The sequence below is a fragment of the Actinoplanes sp. KI2 genome (assembly GCF_025630775.1).
Classification (GTDB): domain Bacteria; phylum Actinomycetota; class Actinomycetes; order Mycobacteriales; family Micromonosporaceae; genus Actinoplanes.
The window spans coordinates 20,506-41,363 of record NZ_JAOSZE010000035.1; the positions used below are offsets into that span (position 1 = coordinate 20,506).

Annotated in this window: 18 protein-coding genes; 12 read left to right on the forward strand and 6 right to left on the reverse strand. The window is 69.9% G+C overall.

All coding sequences use genetic code 11. The features are described from left to right. Positions 1 to 377 precede the first annotated feature (377 nt). Positions 378 to 1,301, reverse strand: a complete 924-nt coding sequence (locus tag ODJ79_RS32415) for a hypothetical protein (protein WP_263027432.1) — start codon at positions 1,299 to 1,301, stop codon at positions 378 to 380. 182 nt (positions 1,302 to 1,483) lie between these two features. On the opposite strand from ODJ79_RS32415, the gene ODJ79_RS32420 reads away from it, so the two are divergent. From ODJ79_RS32420 to malQ, 3 genes are all read left to right on the forward strand, one after another. Continuing rightward, positions 1,484 to 2,281 carry a response regulator transcription factor gene (locus ODJ79_RS32420; RefSeq protein WP_263027433.1) on the forward strand — a complete coding sequence of 266 codons (798 nt, stop codon included), beginning with the start codon at positions 1,484 to 1,486 and terminating at the stop codon, positions 2,279 to 2,281. 397 nt (positions 2,282 to 2,678) lie between these two features. Further along, positions 2,679 to 3,062, forward strand: coding sequence for a nuclear transport factor 2 family protein (locus ODJ79_RS32425; protein ID WP_263027434.1), 384 nt, complete (start codon positions 2,679 to 2,681; stop codon positions 3,060 to 3,062). A 427-nt stretch (positions 3,063 to 3,489) separates the two neighbouring features. After that, complete coding sequence (malQ, locus tag ODJ79_RS32430; protein WP_263027435.1) at positions 3,490 to 5,436, forward strand: 4-alpha-glucanotransferase; 1,947 nt, start codon at positions 3,490 to 3,492, stop codon at positions 5,434 to 5,436. A gap of 30 nt (positions 5,437 to 5,466) precedes the next feature. Here the strand turns inward: malQ and ODJ79_RS32435 are convergent, their stop codons facing one another. Together ODJ79_RS32435 and ODJ79_RS32440 are read right to left on the reverse strand one after the other, a co-directional pair. Next, complete coding sequence (locus tag ODJ79_RS32435; RefSeq protein ID WP_263027436.1) at positions 5,467 to 5,634, reverse strand: hypothetical protein; 168 nt, start codon at positions 5,632 to 5,634, stop codon at positions 5,467 to 5,469. A 204-nt stretch (positions 5,635 to 5,838) separates the two neighbouring features. Beyond that, on the reverse strand, positions 5,839 to 6,468 hold the full coding sequence (locus tag ODJ79_RS32440; protein WP_263027437.1) for a helix-turn-helix domain-containing protein: 630 nt from the start codon (positions 6,466 to 6,468) through the stop codon (positions 5,839 to 5,841). Between the two features lie 607 nt (positions 6,469 to 7,075). On the opposite strand from ODJ79_RS32440, the gene ODJ79_RS32445 reads away from it, so the two are divergent. Next, a complete protein-coding gene (locus tag ODJ79_RS32445) occupies positions 7,076 to 8,947 on the forward strand; it encodes a serine/threonine-protein kinase (protein WP_263027438.1) in 1,872 nt (623 codons plus the stop codon). A gap of 61 nt (positions 8,948 to 9,008) precedes the next feature. Here the strand turns inward: ODJ79_RS32445 and ODJ79_RS32450 are convergent, their stop codons facing one another. Continuing rightward, complete coding sequence (locus ODJ79_RS32450) at positions 9,009 to 9,650, reverse strand: DUF4360 domain-containing protein (RefSeq protein ID WP_263027439.1); 642 nt, start codon at positions 9,648 to 9,650, stop codon at positions 9,009 to 9,011. Positions 9,651 to 9,930: 280 nt separating this feature from the next. On the opposite strand from ODJ79_RS32450, the gene ODJ79_RS32455 reads away from it, so the two are divergent. From ODJ79_RS32455 to ODJ79_RS32490, 8 genes are all read left to right on the forward strand, one after another. Next, positions 9,931 to 10,596 (forward strand): DUF4360 domain-containing protein, encoded by a 666-nt coding sequence (locus ODJ79_RS32455; protein WP_411267391.1) that lies wholly within the window; start codon positions 9,931 to 9,933, stop codon positions 10,594 to 10,596. Between the two features lie 151 nt (positions 10,597 to 10,747). Further along, positions 10,748 to 11,542 carry a hypothetical protein gene (locus ODJ79_RS32460; protein ID WP_263027440.1) on the forward strand — a complete coding sequence of 265 codons (795 nt, stop codon included), beginning with the start codon at positions 10,748 to 10,750 and terminating at the stop codon, positions 11,540 to 11,542. Positions 11,543 to 11,601: 59 nt separating this feature from the next. Next, complete coding sequence (locus ODJ79_RS32465) at positions 11,602 to 11,907, forward strand: hypothetical protein (protein ID WP_263027441.1); 306 nt, start codon at positions 11,602 to 11,604, stop codon at positions 11,905 to 11,907. 131 nt (positions 11,908 to 12,038) lie between these two features. Then, positions 12,039 to 12,350, forward strand: a complete 312-nt coding sequence (locus tag ODJ79_RS32470) for a carboxymuconolactone decarboxylase family protein (RefSeq protein WP_263027442.1) — start codon at positions 12,039 to 12,041, stop codon at positions 12,348 to 12,350. Between the two features lie 518 nt (positions 12,351 to 12,868). Beyond that, positions 12,869 to 14,779 (forward strand): hypothetical protein, encoded by a 1,911-nt coding sequence (locus ODJ79_RS32475; RefSeq protein WP_263027443.1) that lies wholly within the window; start codon positions 12,869 to 12,871, stop codon positions 14,777 to 14,779. A gap of 88 nt (positions 14,780 to 14,867) precedes the next feature. Further along, positions 14,868 to 15,395 carry a carboxypeptidase-like regulatory domain-containing protein gene (locus ODJ79_RS32480; protein WP_263027444.1) on the forward strand — a complete coding sequence of 176 codons (528 nt, stop codon included), beginning with the start codon at positions 14,868 to 14,870 and terminating at the stop codon, positions 15,393 to 15,395. 129 nt (positions 15,396 to 15,524) lie between these two features. After that, complete coding sequence (locus ODJ79_RS32485; RefSeq protein ID WP_263027445.1) at positions 15,525 to 16,520, forward strand: RNA polymerase subunit sigma-70; 996 nt, start codon at positions 15,525 to 15,527, stop codon at positions 16,518 to 16,520. A 4-nt stretch (positions 16,521 to 16,524) separates the two neighbouring features. Then, positions 16,525 to 16,941 carry a DUF6069 family protein gene (locus tag ODJ79_RS32490; RefSeq protein WP_263027446.1) on the forward strand — a complete coding sequence of 139 codons (417 nt, stop codon included), beginning with the start codon at positions 16,525 to 16,527 and terminating at the stop codon, positions 16,939 to 16,941. Between the two features lie 2 nt (positions 16,942 to 16,943). Here ODJ79_RS32490 and ODJ79_RS32495 read toward each other — a convergent pair whose 3' ends face one another. Both ODJ79_RS32495 and ODJ79_RS32500 read right to left on the reverse strand, forming a co-directional pair. After that, positions 16,944 to 19,946, reverse strand: a complete 3,003-nt coding sequence (locus ODJ79_RS32495) for an NACHT domain-containing protein (RefSeq protein WP_263027447.1) — start codon at positions 19,944 to 19,946, stop codon at positions 16,944 to 16,946. Between the two features lie 45 nt (positions 19,947 to 19,991). Continuing rightward, positions 19,992 to 20,858 (reverse strand): sugar ABC transporter permease, encoded by an 867-nt coding sequence (locus tag ODJ79_RS32500; protein WP_263027448.1) that lies wholly within the window; start codon positions 20,856 to 20,858, stop codon positions 19,992 to 19,994.

A 20,858-nucleotide genomic window follows, 5' to 3' on the forward strand; every position in this document is an offset into this window, starting at 1 on the left:
CTGGTAATGGTCGCCTGGTCGCCTGGTTGCGCAGGACCCTCGCCGAAGAAGAGCATCTCGCGATCTTGGGTTGATGGCCGGTGAGCTGGGCCTTCCTGGCGTTTGTCGCATCTGGTGCGGGATTCCCGCATCGGATGCGGCACCACGGGGAATCTCTGAAACTAACCGCGGCTGGATACGACGGGATCTCGGCGCCGACCTGGTGGCCGGCACCGAGATCGTGGGGCACCTGAAGTCCTGGCTGAAAATCAACGAGTCGCCAACGCCGGCGGGCCGCTGGAGCCAATACGCGCCCGGCCGCACGGCGCCCTTGGCTCCGTGCGAGTCGGGTCCCCTAGATGCGTAGCCGCTTTGCACCAGCATCTATAATTGCGCGTTCAGAAGACGTAGCACCACACTGGCCCGAGACCTTGATCTGGGGCATCGAAGTACACGTGTGTACCCGCGCCGGTCCCGCTCGCATAGAGGTAGAACTCGTGCGTGAACATGACGATTGCGGTCTGGCCCGCCCATAGGTACTCGGCTACATGCAGCTGGTCGTTCGGGTTCCCGCCCGGTGTGCCGAAGTCATCGAACTCGTTGTGGTTATCGTTGTTGAACCTTTGGGCTGAGACGCTCGATCCCGGTGTTCCGCCCGGGGACACGTTGGCCCGGACGGTGATCCTCAGGCGCGCCTCGGCGTCCGGGTTGATCCCGGTGTCCGACCACACCCAGATGGTGCCGAACTCCGCCGTCGTCGGATAGAAGTGGTAGGTGCGGCTCTCCTGGGCGGTGAACTTCATGAGCCAGTTGACGGCGATCGTCTCGGCCCGGGCGTCGTCGTCGCCGACGCCGGTTACCCCCAACTGGTGTTGCCAGGCCGCAACCCCCTGCAGGTTGAAGTCGTCCTCCAGCACGGTGCCCGGACCGATCCAGACCGAGTCGCGATAGTAGGCGTTCAGCTTCGCGACGCGGCTCGCGTCCAGTTGTGGGACAGGAGGCGGTGCGGCAGGTACGCCGCCGGGCGCGGCGACCTTGATGAGCTTGTCCTCGACCTCTTTGACCATTGCGGCGTAGTCCTGCTGGTAGTGGTCCGAGATCTGCTTGACCGCCGCGCGCCTGTCGCCCAAGGACGTGGTCGCATCGGCAAGCTGGTCGTGCCATCTTTGGCTGTATGGCCCGGTGATCTCTTTTAGCAGAAGGCCACGCTGTCCGCGCCGTCGCAGAGCGGCATGACGCCTCTCGAGCACTGCCCTACCTTGCTGATCGAGATTGTCGATGTGCATTTGACCGGATGAGAGGTGGAGGGTCGTCGTGGTCATGGTCGCTCCTTCCTTCGGAGGGGCTCAGGCGCGGGTCCCCCTTGCTGTACGCCGAGCATTCAAGGCTTCGGCCTGTCTGGAAGTGTCTTCAACGCACGCCGGGCGGGACCATAAGCTCAATTGCGTACGAGACCTCCGACGTCGAGCCGCCCGGCCGGGTTTGGGGTCAGCCGGAGGGCACGATGTCTCGCTCCGCCTCGATGTCCGCGTTAGAACTCAGCTGGCTTCTCACCGGGTGCCGCCGCCAACGTCAGGCAGAGGCAATAGTGGGGCCATGGCTACTCGCGAAGATCGGCGGCGATTACAGCGGGTACAACGCGGTGCACGTCGCCGGCCGACCAACCGCCGTGATTCGGCTCTACCCGGCCCCCACCGACACCCTTGCCTCCTCGCTCGGGCCTGCGCTGACCAGGCACTTGAACGAACGCGACGGCGGTGACCATCCGCTCGTGAGGCATTACCTCAGGCGGCGTGCTGTCACGCCGATCCGGCTGGGCGACCTCGTCTCAGATCGGCAACTAGCCGGTACGCGCGCATTCACCGACATTCTCGGACTTATCGGCGCCCGGCGCCAGCTTGCCTTCCCAACCTTGCTGAGCAACTCAGAACTCGATGGCTACGCCGTCACTCGCTCCGGCACCGAGTTCCCTGATTCCGCGATCGATCTTGCATATGCCGTGCAGCCCTTGCTGACCGCGCTCCACCAGTTGCTGCCCGCCGAGGACCTAGTCGCGCCGGACGCGGCTGTGCGAGCCGGCCTGACCACCGCGGAGACCGAGATCCTCACCCAGCTCGCGACCGGTCTGACGGCCCAGGCGATCGCCAGACTCCGGCGAGTGAGCCCGAAGACGGTCCGCAAACAGCTCGACAACATCTACCGCAAACTCGGTGTGCATGACCGCCTCCAGGTGGTCACCTACGCCCGCCACATCGGCCTGCTCAAACCGGTCCAGGAAGCCGGATTCTTTGAGCCGCACTGACGACCCGGCGGCGACCGCAGTTCACCGCCTCATGGGTGCAGAGGACCGCTGTCATCGTCGGCTACGAGCGCTGTTCGATCGCGTCGCCGACTGGCAATAGGGGCCCGACACCCGCCAGAGCGAGGACACAGAGTGACCGGCTCGGCCGGACAGACGAGCACTCGCACAAAATGAATACGCACTCCTGCCAGTCGAGCTCGGTGGGCAAGGCCGGCACGCTGGCGGAACAGCTTGCTGCCGCGTCCGCGCGAACCTCGCGAGTGTCCCGGCAACCCTGCGAGTGATCTTGCGAGCCGTCCGGAATACCCTGCGAGTTCACCCACACGTCGCTCTCGGTCGAGGTGGTGGGATCCCAGCGGTCCGCTTGTTGTCGGTGCTGGGAGGTAGTGTCCGCTGCGTGGACGGCACAACTCAGACCCGGCAGATCGCGATTGCGTACGTCGAGAGCCTTGAACAACGTGCCTGGTCCCGGCTCGATGCCCTGCTCGCCGAGGACGTCGTCTACGAGATGCCGCAGACCCGCGAGCGCATCAGTGGCAGGTCCGCGTTCCTCCAGTTCAACATGGAGTATCCGGGTGACTGGCATCTGCGGGTCCGGCACGTAGTGGCCGATGGCAGCCTTGCCGCGTTGTGGCTTGACGTTCGCGTTGGCGCCGACGGGCAAGACGCTTGCGTCTGGGTTGAGATAGATGAGCACGGCCTGATAAACCGGATCACCGACTACTGGCCTGAGCCGTACGACCCACCTCCGGGGCGAGAACATCTCGTGGAGCGGTGGTAGCAACCACGGCAACCTCCTCGGTGCCGGGAAAGCGCAAGGTAGGTCCCGACACTTCAGCCTGACATCGTCCGGGCCTACCGTGCGAGCCGCTGATCATCGCCTTGATCATCCGCAACCCTCCGCCGGACGCGACACCTGCCACCCGCAGACCGAAGTCGGCCGTCCCGGGTGGGGGGGCCGGCTTCGGTGTCGATACCCGTTCGCTTCGAGTCAGCCGAGATGATCGCACCTGATCACGTTGGGGGTAACGGCGGACAGGCTCGACGCATCGGCGGGGATCCGCTCGGCTTGAAGTACGGACCTCAACTACCCGAAGTAGACGGACAGGAGTCCGAAGTCCGCGTCAATTCCGTACGCCTGATTGCCACTCATCCACTGACGAGAAAGCGTATGGCTGGAGGACGAACCCTAGCGGTGGAGGGGTTTCATGAACAGCAATCTCGAAAGGCTAGCTGAAGCGCACGGCGTAGCTACCTGGTACGAGGACTGGCGCCGCGACCGGGTAGAGGTGTCCGCCGAGTCCGTGATCGGCGTGCTGGGTCTGCTCGGCGTGGATGCGACAACTCCGGAGGCGGTTGACCGGGAGCTCGCGGTCATCGAGAGGACTCGGGCCGAGCGGCGCCTTCCGGGGACGCTGATCGTCCGGCAGGGAACGGGCCGGGAATTGGCCGCGCCGGGGACGATCACCCTTGAGCAGGGTTCGAGGCTCGAGGTTGATTCAGTCCCGGACGATCTGCCGTTGGGCTGGCATCGGCTGAACACCGCCGGACAGGAGGTCACCCTCGTCGTGGTGCCGACCGAGCTGCCCGAGCCGCCGAAGATCTGGGGGTGGATGCTTCAGCTCTACTCTCTGCATTCGGCAGGCTCCTGGGGCATGGGCGACCTCGGCGACCTGCGGACGTTCGTCGAGCACAGCCAGGGGGCGGGGATGATCCTGCTCAACCCGCTGCACGCGGTCACCCCGACGCCGCCGATCCCTTCCTCGCCGTATTCGCCGTCCAGCCGGCGCTTCGTCAACCCGTTGTACCTGCGGGTGTCCGACACCGCGGCCTACCGACGGGCCGACCCGGCCCTACGCGAGCAGGTGGACGCGTTGAGGCCGGCGCCGACCGCCGACGGGCTGATCGACTACGGTGCGGTGTGGCGGGCCAAGCGAGCCGCGTTGGAGCTGCTCTGGCCGCTCGCCGATGAGGTCGATCTGGCCGCCGATCCAGGGCTGACCGATTTCGCGGTCTTCTGCGCGTTGGCCGAGGAGCACGGGGCGAACTGGCACGAGTGGCCCGCAGAGCTGCGGCGGCCTGATTCGCCGGCGGTGCGCGCGTACGAAAGTGATCGGATCGCCTTTCACGTCTGGCTCCAGCACTTGCTCGAGGAACAGTTGGCGACCGCCAACACCGTGGCCCGTGAGCGAGGCATGCCGGTCGGAGTGGTGCACGACCTCGCCGTCGGCATCGACCCGAGCGGGGCGGACAGCTGGCTCCTGCAGGACGTTCTCGCCGAGGGTGTGCACACCGGGGCACCACCGGACGCGTTCAACCAGCTCGGTCAGGATTGGGGGCTCGCCGCGTGGCGGCCCGACCGGCTGATCGAGACGGGCTACGCGGCGTACCGGGACATGCTGGTCCGAATCTTCCGGCGCGCCGGAGGCCTCCGGGTCGACCACGCGCCCGGGCTGTGGCGACTCTGGTGGGTGCCACCGGGCATGGGCGCCGCCGGCGGCACGTACGTGCACTACGACCCGGAGGCAATGGTCGGCATCCTGGCGCTGGAGGCGCAGCGGGCCGGCGCGGTGGTGGTCGGCGAGGACCTGGGTACGGTGGAGCCGGTGGTCACCGAGCGGATGGAACAGATGAACATGCTCGGCTCGGCGGTGCTCTGGTTCACCCGCGACGACGCCGATCCCGACAAGGGTTACCGGCGGGCCGCCGATTATCCCCGCAACGCGATGGCCAGCATCTCCACGCATGACCTGCCGACGGCCGCCGGCTTCCTGGTCGGCGAGCAGGTCAGGGTGCGCGCCGAGCTGGGCCAACTGGCCGACAGCCTCGAGGACGAGCAGAAGGACGCGGACAAGGACCGCGCCCAGCTGCTCGCCCGGTTGACCGCCGAGGGTCTGATCGATGCGAGCAGCACGAACCAGGACATCGTGGTCGCGATGCACCAGTTCCTCGCCCAGACGCCGTGCCGCTTCGTCCTCGCGTCCGTTTATGACGTTCTAGGGGAACTGAGCCAACCGAATCTTCCGGGCACCAGCGACCAGTACCCGAACTGGCGGATGCCGCTGACGGCGAGCGTTGCCGAAATCATCTCGGATCCGCAGTTCGGGCGGATCGCCGAGGCGCTTGGCAAGAAGCACGGAACGCCGGACCAATAGAGCCGACGACTGACCGAGCCCGGCCGCCGGTCAGGACGGGCGGTTGGTGAGCGGGATCTCGATGCTGATCGGCCGGGCTTCGGACAGGAAGAGCAGCGCCGCCTGCCGCAGGAACTCGTCGAAGGTCCAATAGGCGGCCGGCGCCAGCGGGAACGGCAACAGCCCTTCCCGTACGGCGATGAAGGGTCCCCACGCCACCCTCAGCAGCGTGTCCCAGACCGGTTCGGCGGGGATGTTCAGCCACTGGGCGATCTGGTCGCCGAGCAGGACGTGAAGGCGCCGAGGACGGGTCGGCTCAGGACGCCGGCCATGCTGGACGGCGGCGTTGCATCCCCTGACGGGGGACCGTCGATTGTCAGGCCCGGCGTGGATCCGCAACCCGGCGTCGCGGCGACCTTCGGCTCAGCCCCGGCAGGTGCCCGGGTACCGGCGGATCCAGTCGCCCTGGTTTATCCAGCCGTCCGCGGTCCGCATCCGGCGGCCGGACGCCTGGACCGGCTCGGGCGCGTAGAAGATCTGGCTCGGCTGGTACTGCCCGGTCCGGTGCCCGTCCGGGCCGGGCTGGTCGTAGACGATGACCGGGGCGGGGTCGCCGTCGGTCACGATGTATTGCCATGGGCAGGCGCGGTTGGCGGAGGCGGCCGCCCACGGATGCCAGAGGACCAGTCCCGCGGTCGTCGCCAGGACCACGGCCGCCGCGATCGCGAGTGGGATGCGCCGGGCGACCCCGCGCCGCCGTGGCGCCGGAGCGGTCGCGGCCGGCTCGGCCGGGGCCGGGACGCGTGCCGCGGACCGCTGGCGGTTCGCGTGCTCCCATGCCTCCCGCAGGGTCGCCGGATCCCGCCCGGCCGCGGCGCAGAGCATCTCGACGACCGACCATGGGGGACAGGTCGACCCGGAGAGGTAGCGGGAGAGCGACGAGTCACTCGTCGCGGTCAGCCGCTCCAGCTCCTTGAGGCTCTTGCCGGTGGCCGCCCGTACCTCGCGCAGCTGCGCGCTGAACGCCTCGTCCGTATCCGCCGCTCCCGCCACAGCCGACCTTCCCCTCGCCGGTCTTCCGATGACATCGACATTCTGCTATCGCTTCGATGCGCTCGGAAGGCGATGCCGAAGCGTCAATCCGACAGCCGATCGGACGCCAGGCCGCCAATTACGCAAACGCCGCCAAACCGACCACTGTGCATCCCGGAATGCCGGTGGGACGTTTCTGGGACGGCTCTATTGTGCCTTTCGCGAATTTTGCCGTACTGCCGCATGGGAGTTTCGCAGTAGGCGGGGGCTGGCCGGACCAGGATCACGGGGGTGTTCTGGTCCGTCAGTCGTCCGCCGCGCGCCGTTGTCGTCACCCCGGGTGAGGCCGCCACTGCGTTCCGATCAAATGCCGCATACCGTGCGGCACCTACGCGCATCACGCTCTGTGTCACCGCTCCAGAACGTGCCAAAACTCGCGAGTAACCCGAAGAGTTTCCAAAATAGTGGCCGTCACATGGTCGTACGCGCGGCTCTCGGCCGTAAGATCGAGGACCGTCCTGATCGGAACCCTGTCACTTTGAGTGACCTTCCTTCGCGTACGAGATGGGTATGCTCCGACACTTTGCGAGCGCGATCCGCCGCCGACCGTGGCCCGGGAGCAGCTCCCATGGCAACTAGGCCGTTACGGCCCGGCGACCCGCGACGACTCGGCGACTACCGGCTGCTCTCGCTGCTCGGCGAGGGCGGGATGGGTACGGTCTTCCTCGGCCGCGACCCGGCGGGCCGCCCCGTCGCGGTGAAGGCGATCCGGCCGGAGTACGCCGCCGACCGGGAGTTCCGCGCGCGCTTCCGCAGCGAGGTGCATCGAGCCCAGCAGGTCCCGTCGTTCTGCACCGCCGCGGTCCTGGACGCCGACCCCGACGGCGACACCCCGTACCTGGTCGTGGAGTACGTGGAAGGTCCCAGTTTGCAGGATGTGGTCGAGGAGCGCGGTCCGATGGCCCCGGGCGACCTGCACAGCGTCGCCGTCGGCGTGGCGGCGGCGCTGACCGCGATCCACGGCGCCGGCGTCATCCACCGCGACCTGAAGCCGAGCAACGTCCTGCTCGCGCTCGGCCTGCCCAAGGTGATCGACTTCGGTATCGCCCGGGCGCTCGAGGCGACGACCAAGCACACCCGGACCGGCCGGTGGGTCGGGACCGTCGACTTCATGGCGCCCGAGCGGCTCGACCCCGACTTCGGCCCGGTCACCCCCGCCGCGGACATCTTCGCCTGGGGTGGCGTGATCGTCTATGCCGGCACCGGGCGAAACCCGTTCCTCGGCGACACTCCGGTGGCGACCGCCGCCCAGATCCTCACCAAGGCGCCGGAGCTGCGCGGCGTGCCCGACGCACTGGTCGATCTGGTTCGCCGGGCGTTCGCCAAGGACCCCGGCGACCGGCCGTCCGCCAACGAGGTGCTGCAACAACTGCTCGCGACGAACGTCGCGCACGGCGGCCTGCCGGGCGGCTCGCTGGCCGGCTGGTCGGCCGAGGGCAAGGCGCGGCGGTCCGGCGGGCGATTCGACGCGCGGGATCTGCTCGGGCAGGTCATCGCCGAAGGCCCGAAGCCCCCTCCGGCGGCCCGTGCGGCCGCCACGCCGGCTCGCGGTGCGGCCGCCAAACCGGCTCGCGGTGCGGCCGCCAAACCGGCTCGCGGTGCGGCCGCCAAACCGGCTCGCGGTGCGGCCGCCAAGCCCGCTCGCGGTGCGGCCGCCAAGCCGGCTCACGGCCAGGCCGCCTCGGCCGCCGCCGCGGCGCAGGGCAACAGCCGGGCGGGTCGGCGGCGGGCGGCGGCCAAGGCCCGGGGTACGACGCGGCGCCTGACGTACGCGATCGGCGCCGTGCTGGTGGCCTCGGTGGCCGCGGCGACCGTGGCCTACGCCCGGACGACCGGTGACCCGCCGTCGCAGAAGACCGAACCGCAGACCAAGGCCGCCTCGGCGGCGCTGACCCCGGCCCAGCGCGGGCCGTCCTTCTTCGACCCGCTGAGCGCGCCGGGCCGGTTCCGGGCGAGCGTCGCGGCGTCGGGCAGCTGCACGTTCCGGGACGGCGAGCTGAAGGCTCAGGTCAAGGGCAGGTCGACGTTCCAGTGCCCGGGTCCCGACGACACGTTCGCCGGAAACCAGTCGATCTCCGTACGCGTCGAGCTGACCGATCCGGCTGCCTGCGCGATGGTCTGGTTCCGCTATCGGGGCGACCGGGGTTACCAGCTGACCGCCTGCGCCGGCCAGGTGGAGCTGGAGGAGCTGGACGGGGTTCTGCTGACCTCGCTCGGCAAGACGTCGTCGACCACCCTGCAGCCGGGCGGCCCACACCAGCTCGCCATCGTGATCGCCGACCAGCACGCTGACGTCACGATCGACGGGAAGGACGCCCTGCAGGGCGCGGTCACGAACCCCAGCCTGGCCGGCGGCCGGATTCAGCTCGGCGTCACCAACACCAGCGCGGCCGCCACGGCCGAGGTGTCCTTCGCGAACCTCGACGCCCGCGCCGGCTGATCTTCCCGGCGTGTGCCGGCCGCCGCGGCGCCGGGCCCCCGTGCCCGGGCGGTCGCGAGACTCAGCATTGCTTCCACTGGAACTGGACGAGGGTGTAGACGTCCCCGTCGGACGTGCGCATCGAGATGTAGCTCTTCGCGGCGGAGGCGCCGGCGTTCACCCGTAGCTCTGTGTTGATGTTGAGGCTCCGGGTCACGCCGCACGGCGCGTACACCAGGTCGGTGGTGGCGGTGATGTCGGTCGCCCGCCAGCTGCCGTCCAGCGGCCCGGCGAACGTGTGGTCCGCGTAGCTGTTGTCCGAGGAGCCCTGGAAGTAGTAGTTGGACCGCTCGAGCGCGGTGGCGCCGGCCTCGAGGTGGGCACGGCCGGTGTAGTCCGCGCGGGCGATCGCGAAGGTGAAGCCCTGCGGGATGTGCACGAGCAGGTTCACCTGGCAGTTCTTGCGAATGGCGGTGGGGTCGGCGTTGCCGCCGTCCTCGGCCCGGAAGTCGGTGTATCGGATACGAAAGCCGGTATTGTCGGGTTGCATCGCGACGCTCGCCGTGCCGGCCGGGCAGCCGGAGCCGTTGACCGTCTGCACGTCGAGGGTGACCTGGCCGGCCGCCGGGGGTGCGGACGTCTCGTCGGCGTGCGAGATGCCGGGCACGGCGAGAGCGGAGAGCGCGACGACGGACGCGGCGGCCCATCGGAGCCTGAAGCTCATCGGAGTTCCTTCCTGATCGAGGGAGTGCGGGCATATTGATCGACGTCAATGTCCGTCAAGAATGCTAGCGACGTCCTCCGCGTAACGGCAAGAAGATATTCCTACGTATTGACGTGCATCGATGATGTTGCAACGCTGAGGTGTTGCCGCCGAATTTGATCAATCGATTGTCAACCCGTCCAACTGACAGCTATGTGCGAATACATTGACGTCCATCAATGGAATAAATAGCCTGTCGGCATCGTAGGGCCTACCGCGGGCCTTTTTGGAAGGAGTCCAAATGCGCAAAGCCTGGATCATTTGCTGCGCCCTGATGGGGGTGCTGGCGTCGACGTTGCTGGCTGCGCCGGCATCCGCGACCGGCTTCATGGACCTCCCCGTTCCGCCGCCGACCGACCGGATCGTGATCGACGTCGTGACGGTCAACGGCACCGGCTGCCCGGCCGGCACCGCCGCCGTCGCCGTCTCGCCCGACAACACGGCGTTCACCGTCACGTACTCCGCCTACACCGCCCTGGTCGGGGTCGGCGCGACGTCCACCGACTGGCGGAAGAACTGTCAGCTCAACATCGTCGTCCACGTGCCGCAGGGCTTCACGTACGCGATCAGCAAGGTCGACTACCGTGGCTTCGCCTCGATCCAGGGCGGCGCGAGCGCGATCGAGCGGGCCAACTACTACTTCCAGGGCCAGTCTCAGACGGCGTACGTCTCCCACACGCTCGCCGGCCCGTTCGGCGACGACTGGCAGAACTCCGACGAGATTCCTGTTGCCGCGCTGATCTGGGCGCCGTGCGGCGCCCTGCGTAACCTCAACATCAACACGGAGCTGCGGGCGATGGCCGGCACCTCCGACACCGCGCACACGACGAGCTTCATCTCGATGGACTCGACCGACGGCGCGATCAACACCATCTACCACTTCCAGTGGGCAACCTGCCCGGCCTGATCCCGGCGATTCCCAACAGAGCTTCATCTACCGCTGAGACGCGATCGCCGAAGTGTCGCGCCGGCCCTGTCTCCGGCCGGCGCGGCACCGGGGCCCTCGTCGTTGCGGGCCGCGCCTTTGCCAGTGGATCACCGTTCACTAGGGTGCTGCCGTGCGTAAGGTGCTGCTGCTGTCGGTCTGCGGTCTGGTGTTCAACGTTGTCGTGCTGGCGGCACTGTACGTTCCGGGCGCGTCCTACCCCGGCGCCGTCTTCTGGCTGCCGTTCCTCCCCGCGTTCCTGACGTTCGGCTCCGCGCTCCTGGTCATCAACGGCGGCCGGCTCGGGCGGCTGAGGTGGGACCGGCTCGGGGGCGCGCTGGTCATGCTGCCGCGTTGGGCGCAGGCCGGGCTCGGGCTGCTGCTGCCGGCCACCATGGCGCTGACCTGGTGGGCCGGCACGCGGACCGACGCCGGCTCCGAACGCGCCTTCGCCGCCGGCGCGGTGTGGATCGCCGCGGTGGGTACGGCGCTGCACTACGGCGTTCAGCGGGGCCGTACGCCCGGGGTGTCCCCGCGCCCGATCACCGGCGTCGACAAGGTGATCCGCCTCGTCCGCGGCAGCAAGGCGGCCGGCTGGTGGTACCGGATCCCCTCGGCGGTGCTCGCCGTGGCCGCCGCCGGCCTGGCCATAGCGTGGTTCCTGGTCGCCGGCGAGCCCATCGACGAGAACCCGGGGACGCACGAAAAGCTGGCCGCGCAGTTCGACGGCGCCTCGTGGTATCAGCACCTGGTCGCCGCGAACACCGGCCACGCGGCGCTCGGCGTGTACCTCGACACCGGCGACGCCGCGGTCCAGGCCGAGGTCTGCCGGGACCTCGGGCCGATGGCGTCCGGGCTCGGCCTGGACCGCGGCGTCGCCCTGTACCGCGCCACGGGCGGCCACGCCCGGTTCGTGCGGACCTGCTGAGCCGCCCCCGCCATCGATCTCCGTCACACGGACCGCGACCGGCAGCCTACGCTGAGACCATGGAGCCCGGCGAACCAGCCACCGTCACCCTGGTAACCGTCGAGAACCTGCAAGGGTATGTGCCGGACCGGTATCTCGGTCAGGTGCAGGCCCTGGCGGCCTCCGCCGCCGAGGCGACCAAGGACCTCGAGGCGCGTGCGCTCGCTCGCGCGCGCCGGGCGTACGCGGAGGCCGTGCGCCGCCGCGCCAATGCCGCCGGCATCTACGTGGTGCTGGGCATGCGCCTCGCGGCCGGCATCAACGCCAGCGGCCAGCCGGTCTGGGTGGCGTACGGCACGCTCGTCCGCGGCCACCGCGCCCCGTGAGGTGGGATCGCCCTAGGACGCCGGCCGACATGTCATTCCTGCCGGATGAGGAAGGCGGCGCCCGTTCCACGCGAGGCTGTACCGACGAGACCGGATGAACGGTCTGCTGTCCGGCCGGAAGGGAACCCTCCATGGCAACCGGTGAAGCACCCGTCCTGGAAGCGCTGACCGAGATCAACGCGGTCTCGCTGTCCCGGGTCGAGCTCGAACCCGCGACGCTTCTGCTCGTCCGGCTCGCCGCGCTGGCCGCGGTCAACGCGCCGGCCGCCTCGTACCTGCTGCACGTCGGTCCCGCGGCCGAGTCCGGCCTACGGCTCGACGACATTCAGGACGTTCTCGTCGCCATTGCTCCGATCATCGGCACGCCGCACGTCCTCAGGGCGGCCGGCGCGATCACCGAGGCGCTGGGAATTGCCCTCGCCATCACCGAGCCCGGCGACTGACGCCGTACCGGAATATCGAAATCAGGAGGTCGCCGCCAATGGGCTGGCTGATGTGGGGATTGCTGCTTCCGATTCTGCTCATCGTCGCCGGGATCCTGACCATCCGGCGCAGAAGGAGCGGCCGGTGACGGTGTAGACGAGCCGGCGCCCAGGCGACCTCGGCGCGCAGCCTTGCGCGCCGAGGCCGCCTCGGCGTGTCTTTCAGACCCCTTCGCCGGTTGCCGGGTCGACGTACGGATGCCGCGGGCGGCGTTGACGCGGACCGATGTCCTGGGCGAATGCGGTCCATCATGGTCGATTGGCGGAAATCGGAAACCTGTGGCGCTCCGGGCAACTGCATCGGGGTGCTGAGGTTCCAGGCGGAAAACGGCGTAGCGCATTTGTGGTGATCAAAGTGACGGCTTTTCCGTCCGGCCTTCCCAAGCGCTCGCAACGCGCCGAGACTGGCCATCGACCCATCACCCTGCGTGGTCATCCACGCACGACGGTGGATCCTTCATCGATGAAGGAGACCCCCCATGTTCAGGACAAGATCCTTGGTCGCCGGTGCCGCGCTCGCCACCGTTCTGGCTTCGCTCGGCGTCCCCGCAAGCGCGTCGGCGTCCCCCGGGGCGAGCCAGCGCCTGGTCCACAAGGTCGGCACCGGCTCGTACCGGGTGACCGGCACCGGCAGCGGCCTGCCCGCATCGCTCGCCACCGAGATTCGCCGGGACGCCGGACCCGACGAGGGCTTCGCCGCCTCCACCGCGGCGCCGGCCGGCGCGCACCGCAGCCTGGCCCCGGAGCGCCGCGCGCCCGGCGCACGCAAGGGCGCGGCGAGCACGGCCGGCACGGTGCACACCAACCCCCGGCTGCTGCGCAGCTTCGACGGTCTCAACCACCGCGATCAACGTACCGCCAACAACGGCAACCAGTTCAGCCTGGAGCCACCGGACCAGGGGCTGTGCGTCGGCAACGGCCACGTCGTCGAGGCCGTCAACGACGCCTTCCGGGTGTTCAACCCGGACGGCACCGCGCAGACCGGCGTCGTCGACCTCAACACGTTCTTCGGCTACCCGCCGACGATCAACCGCACGACCGGCGTCTTCGGTCCCGAGCTCACCGACCCGAGTTGCCTGTACGACCCCACGACGCGGCACTTCTTCCTGGTCGTACTCACCCTCGAGTCGACCGAGGACGGCGAGCTGACCGGCGACAACCACCTGGACATCGCGGTGGCCCCCGACCCGACCGGCACCTGGGACATCTACCGGCTCGACGTGACCGACGACGGCAGCAACGGCACCCCGGTCCACCCGCACTGCCCGTGCATCGGCGACTACCCGCACATCGGCGTGGACGCGAACGGGTTCTACCTGACCACCAACGAGTACTCGTTCTTCGGCACCGAGTACAACAGTGCACAGGTGTACGCGTTCAGCAAGCGGGCGCTCGCCCGTGGCGACGCCGACGTGCTGGTCACCCAGCTCGACACGACCGCGGCCGACCAGGGCCTGAACGGCTTCACCATCTGGCCGGCACAGTCCCCGTCGACCAGGGACTACGAGACGGGCCAGAACGGCACGGCGTACTTCCTGTCGTCCAACGCGGCCGAGGAGGCCACCGGCACCCAGGACTACGTCTCCACCAGCATCGTGACCTGGTCGCTGACCAACACGAGATCGCTGGACCGGGCCCGGCCGGACGTCCGGCTGCAGGACACCCGGGTCGGCGTGCGCCGGTACTCGCTGCCGCCGCTGTCCAACCAGAAGCCCGGGTCCGTCCCGCTGGCCGCGTGCCTCAACGACGACCCGTGCGCCACGTTCCTGCTCGGCGCGCCCGACCCGTTCAAGCCCGAGGTCGAGTCGCCGCTGGACAGCAACGACACCCGGATGCAGCAGGTGACCTACACCGACGGCAAGCTGTACGGCGCGCTGGACACCGCGGTCACCGTCGGCGGCGCGACCAAGGCGGGCATCGGCTGGTACATCGTCCGGCCGCAGACCCAGCACGGCGTCCTCCGGGCCGGCCTGGTCACGCAGGGGCAGCTCGGCCTCGCCGGGAACAACCTGACCTATCCCGCGATCGGCGTCAACGCGGCCGGCCACGGCGTCATGTCGTTCACCCTGGCCGGCGACGGGTACTTCCCGTCCGCGGCGTACTCGGCGTTCGACGGGCGCACCGGGGCCGGGGCGATCTACCTGGCCAAGGCGGGCGTCGGGCCGCAGGACGGCTTCACCGGCTACAAGGCGTTCAACAACCCGCCGCGGCCGCGCTGGGGCGACTACGGCGCCACCGCGGTGGACGGTACGAACATCTGGGTCGCCGCCGAGTACATCGCGCAGACCTGCACCCTGGCCGAGTACGAGGCCACCCCGTTCGGCAGCTGCGGCGGCACCCGCACCGCCCTCGGCAACTGGGCCACCCGGATCAGCCTGATCCAACCGTGAACCGCTGAGTGCCCGGGCCGCCCCGCGAACATCGGGGCGGCCCGGACCCGGGCCGGAACCCGCCGTCCGGCCGCAGCGTCCAACCCGGATGCCACGCGCACCGCTTCGCACCTCGACCGCGGTCCTCGCCGTGCTCCTCGCCCTGACGCCGGCCGCCTGCGGTTCCCGCCCGCCGACGATGAGTCCCCCGATCCGCACCGACTCCCTGGGCCCGCAACCGGCCGCCTCCACCACCCCGACGGGCCTCCCGGAACCGATCAGCTCCGCGCCGGTCGGCACGTCGCCGCCGCCGACCGCCCGGCCGCCCGCCGGCGCCGGACTGCGCGGCCGGACCGTCGTCGTCAACTGCCCGGTGGACCGCGCCGACCCGCCCTGCCCCGGCACTCCGGTGCGGGCCCGCGTCGTCGTCCTGGATCAGACCGGCCGGACCACGCTCGCCACCGTCGACACCGGCGCCGACGGCTGGTTCACGGTCGCTCTGCCGGCGGGTAGTTACGTGATCCGGGCAGCCGAGATCGGCGGCACCATCGCCCGGCGCCCGACGATCCGGCCGGTCACCGTTGCCGCCGGGCGCTGGACGACGATCACCGTCAGGCTCATCACCGGCCTCCGATGAGCGCCCGGTGATGAGATGAGCGCCCGAGGAGACGACGGCCCGGCGATGACATGAGCGCCGGGTGATGAGTTCTCGTGCCCGCACCCGTCACATCTACGACGGAACACGATGAGCCGGAAGGATGACGTGATGAGTGCGGACACATGGCTGGGGGAAGCGGGTGTGAACGGTCTGGGCGACGTCGACGAGCCGGCGTTCGCGGGGCTGGCCGAGCGGCACCGCCGGGAGCTGCACGTGCACTGCTACCGGATGCTCGGGTCGTTCGAGGACGCCGAGGACACCGTGCAGGAGACCCTGCTGCGTGCCTGGCGGCGGCGGGAGACCTTCGCCGGGCGGTCGACGTTCCGGGCCTGGCTGTACCGGATCGCCACCAACGCCTGCCTGGATCTGCTCGCCAAGCGCCGCCCGGAGCCCGCGACCGGCGGCGAGGTGGCGTGGTTGCAGCCCTACCCGGACCGGCTGCTCGACGAGCTGCCCGCGGGGGACGCGGACGAGCCGGAGGCGGTCGCCGTCGCGCGGGAGACGATCGAGCTGGCGTACCTGGTCGCGGTGCAGCACCTCGCGCCGCGGCCGCGGGCCGTGCTGATCCTGCGGGACGTGCTCGGCTGGCCGGCGCGGGACGTCGCGGAGCTCCTCGGCGACTCGGTCAACTCGGTGAACAGCGCGCTGCAACGGGCCCGCGCCGGGATGCGGGAGCACCTGCCCGCCGAGCGGCAGGACTGGACCGGCGGCGAGGACGCCCGGACGCGCGAGCTGGTGCGCCGCTACACCGAAGCCAGCGTCGCCACGGACGTCGACCGCCTGGCCGCGCTGCTGCGGGCGGACGTCCGCTTCTCGATGCCGCCGACGCCGGGCCTGTCGGTCGGCCGTGACGCGGTGGTGAGCTGCTGGGTCGAGGGCGGCTTCGAGGACGTGAAGCACCTGCGCGCCGTCCGCACCGCGGTGAACCGGCAGCCCGCGGTCGCCTTCTACCACTGGCAGAAGCCGGAGGGCGCGTACCTGCCGCTGGCGATCGACGTCCTGCGGGTCTCCGGCGGGGCGATCACCGAGATCGTCACGTTCCACCCCGACCGGTTCCCGCGGCTGGGGCTGCCGGAGCGCCTGCCCGCGGCCGGCACGGAGTAGTCCGGTGCCGACGCTTCCGACCCGCCGGCTCGCCGGCACCGGCCTGCTCGCCACGCTCGCGGCGATGGCGGCCACCACCCTCGTCGCCGCGCTCGCCCGGGCGGCCGGCGTCGACTTCGAGGTGCCCGACGGCGGCGAGGCGATCCCGTTGGCCGGGTTCGCCGTGATGACCGGCTTCTTCTCGGTCATCGGCATCGTCAGCGCCGCCGCTCTTCTCCGGTGGAGCGCGCACCCCGCCGAGCGATTTGTCCAGACGGCGGTGGCGCTGACCGCGATCTCGTTGGTCGCACCGTTCCTGTCCGCGGGGAACACCGCCACCGTCACCGCCCTCCTCGGGCTCCACCTCGTCGCCGCCGCGGTGATGATCCCCGTCCTGGCGGGTAGCCTCCGCGCCGTCCCCACCCGGGCCGCATCGGGCTGACGTCAGACGACGAAGATGGCCGACAGTTTCCGGAGCCGGTCGATCTCGTCGGCGCTCAGTTGGTGTCGCCCGGTCAGCAGTGCGGTCACCAGCGGTTGGTGTTTTCCGCCGAGGCGGCCGCGCGCGTGCAGGGCGACCAGGGCGTCGAAGGTCACCCGGCCGGGCAGGCGCGGCGCGTCCCGGACCAACGCGCGGAGGAACAGGGTGATCATCTGGGCGGCGCTCTCGGGCACGTCCGGGCCGCCGTACCCGGTCAGGGCGACGGCGGCGCGCTCGTACGCCATGTGCAGCTCGTCGCCGTCGCGCAGCTCGGACGCCAGCCACAGCCGGATGAGGCTGTGGGCGATGGATTCGAGCTCGCCCGGCCGTTGGACGACGAACGCCGACAGCGTGTGCGGGAAGGCGTCGATCAGTGGTTGAAGCGCATGCCGGAAGCCGTCCTCGCCGATGTTTCCGCTCAGGTGTATCGAGCGTTGTTCCGACTCGACAGCGAAGAAGTTCGAGATCACCCCGGTGGCCTCCCACGAGCGTTCCGGGGCGTCGGGTGCGATGCCGTGGGACCAGAACGGCTCGACCCGTTCGATCGGATCTGCCGGGGCAGCGTGACCGAGCTCGATGTCGCGGCGGCCGTCGGACCAGGTACGCCGGACGTCGAACGTCCGGGCGACGGCGAACCAGGGTTCGCTCGGCACCGCGGCACGCCACAGATGCGCGGTGTGGCGGAGCGTCGACGCCGGGTCGTCGTCCTCGGGCAGGAGCTCGCCGGCGCGGACCGGGCCGAGGCGCAGGGTCAGCAACACCAGGTTGAGGGAGTAGACCGCGGTGGCGTAGTCGGGGCCCCCTTCGGCCGGGTCGGTCCGCCGGAGGGCGCCGAACAGCAGGCGCAGCCGGGCGATCAGCCAGTCCCGTACGGCCGGCCGATCGACCTCGCGAAGCAGGGTGTCCGCGAACGGCAACACCGTCGTCCTGGTGGACATCGGCAGCGACCTGAGCAGCGACCGAAGGAGATCGTCGGTCGGTCGGCCGGCACCGAGCGCGCGGGCCCAGAACCGGTCCTGGGCGGCGTCCGAGAGCTCGCGCACGATCAGCCGGGCCACGAGGTATTCGCCGAACGTGGCGTGCAGGAACTCGTACGTGATGAGGGTGTTGCCGTCCTGCACCGCCTGCGTCCGCTGAATGAAGAAGAACCGGCCGACCAGCTCCTCGCCCGCGGTGAGGGCGCCGCGGAAGGCGGTGCCGGACGAGCGGACCGGGCCGATGCCGAGGGTGTCGAGGTCGGTGTCGAGCTCGGCCCGGGTCACCCACTGCCGGGAGCGGTTGAACATCGCGAAGGCCACGATCGACAGCCGGGTCAGTTCCTCCTCGACGGCCGCCGCCAGGTCGGCATCGGGCAGGTCGGGGCGCCGGCGTCGCACCTCCCGGTCGGCGAAGTCGCTGAGCAGCCGTTCGTAGAGCTCCGCGGTGCCGAACGACCGGTCCGCCGCGCGGCGCCGCAGCGCGCCGTCGGTGGCGTCGTACAGCGCGAGCATGAGCAGCAGCAGAGGTTGCTCGGTGAGCTCGGGGAACCGGTGCACGACGGCGGTCGGCAGCTCGGGCCGCCCGCGGGCCGCATTGACCCGGTTCCAGCCGGCCAGCCAGCGGTCCACCTGCGCCTCGTCGAACGGTTCGAGACGGACGGCGAGACCCGGTGCCGGTATCCGCGCGCGGTCGGCGACCGCGACGCGGGTGGTCACCAGGACCGCCACCGGGCGGCCCTGCCGGGCCTCGCGCTGCTGGAAGGCGAACACCCTTGCCAGGTAGTCGGACTGGTGCACCCCGGTCGCCTGGAGCAGCTCGTCGAAGCCGTCCAGGACGATCACCGGGAGCGCGCCGTCCACGCTGCGCGCCAGGTCGGCCCAGGTCACGGTCTCGCCGATCTCGCGCCGCAGGGCGTGTTCGATCTGGTCCTGGATGTCCGCCTCGGCGGGCACCTCGCGCAACGGCACCCGCACGGCCAGGAAGTCGGCCGGTGGCAGGCGGGCGGCCAGCATCTGGGTCAGCGTGGATTTGCCCGCGCCGGGATGACCGAGCACCAGCATCGGCGCGTCGACGGCCTCGGGCGTGGTCAGATAGCCGGCCAGGAAGGCGGCCAGGTCGCCTCGTGGCGGGACGTCCCACCAGTACTCGTCGGCCACCGCGGCGCCGGGCGCGACCGCCTTGACCCGGAATCGAGGGTCCACGTACGCCTCGTCCAGCAGCGGAATGCCGATCTCTGCCGGCGCGCCCTCGACGATCGGCCGCCGCAGCCCCGCCCGATACGACCGGGCCAGCGCGGCTCGATGCCGATGCGGGTCCCGGCCCGAGGTGGTGCGCATCAGGATGTCTTCCACTTCGGCGAGCGCGCCGGCGAGGGCCCGAGCCTCGGTCCGGCCCACCCACATGGCAAACTCGGGCATGTCGATCGCGAGGCGTCGATGAGCATCCTCGTACCGCTCGAGCGCGCGGCCGACCAGAGCGTCCCGATGCTCGATGTGCAGATAGCCCAGCAGAGATTGTTCCGCGGTCGCGTAGAACCGGTGGAGCTCGTTGATCAGGTCGGCGTAGGACCGGTCCGGCGACGGCGCCGGGATCTCACCGGCCATCAGGTCGGCGAGCCAGGTCGATCCGGTCGAGGCGCCCAGCATGATGGCCACCTGCTCGTTGCGCGTCACCTTGAGCTTCGACGGGGCCAGTTCGTCGAAGGCGTCGAAGAAGGCGGTCACCACCAACACCGCATGCGCGGCTTGTAGCCGGCTGCTGCGGTCGTGCCGGGCCAGTCCTCGTACCCGGTCGTGCAATCGATCCGTGAGTTGCCGGCCGAGCCGGATGACCTCGGCCTTGACGTCGAACAGGCTCAGCGCGACCGTGCTCCCGCCGGCCGTCGCCACCGCCAGGCCCGCACCCAGCACATTGTCCAGTGCCGCCACGGTCGGCCCCGACCCGCCGAGCAGCCGTACGGCGTCCAGATAGCGAAGGCGGCGCGGCACCCCTCCAGTCTGGCCGCCGCGCCACTTCGTTGTCGACGTCGGCGGTCAGCCCTTGACCGCTCCGGCGGTCAGGCCGGAGACGAGGTGCCGCTGGGCGAAGAAGAACACCACTCCGGCCGGCAGCGTGATGAGCACCGCCGAAGCGGTCAGGTACTCCCACTGCGGGTTGAACGCCGGGACGAACTGCTGCAGGCCGTAGCCGAGGGTGAACTTGCGCTCGTCCTGAATGAACGCCGTCGCGTAGGCCACCTCGCCCCAGGCGGTGAGGAAGGTGAAGAACGCGGTGACCGCGATGCCGGGCCGGGCCAGCGGCAGGATGACCCGCCAGAAGGTGGCGAACGGCCCGCACCCGTCGAGGTGCGCCGCCTCGTCGAGCTCGGTGGAGATCGTGTCGAAGTACCCCTTGAGCATCCAGGAGCAGAACGGCAGGGCGATGGTGAGGTACGCGATCACCAGGGAGGCGGGGGTGTTGATCAGATGGAGGTTCGCCATGATCACGTAGATCGGCACGATCAGGATGGGGACCGGGAACATCTGGGTCACCAGGAAGACCAGCAGCAGCTTGCGGCGGCCCGGGAAGTTGAACCGGGACAGCGCGTACCCGGCGGTGGCCGCCATCAGCACGCCGATCGCGGTGGTGACGACCGCGACGACCACCGAGTTGAGCGCCCAGCGGGGGAACATCGTCTGGGTGAGCACGTACTTGTAGTTGGCCAGGGTGGGTTCCTTGACCAGGCTGAGGTCGCTGGCCTGGATCCACACCCCGGGCTTGAACGAGGAGAGCACCACCCACGCGATCGGGAAGATCGCGATCAGCGCGGCGACGATCAGGGTGGCGTGCAACGCGATCGACGCGACCGGTGAGCGACGGCTCGTGGGCCGACGCCGGCCCGTGTCTACCTGCGCGGTCAT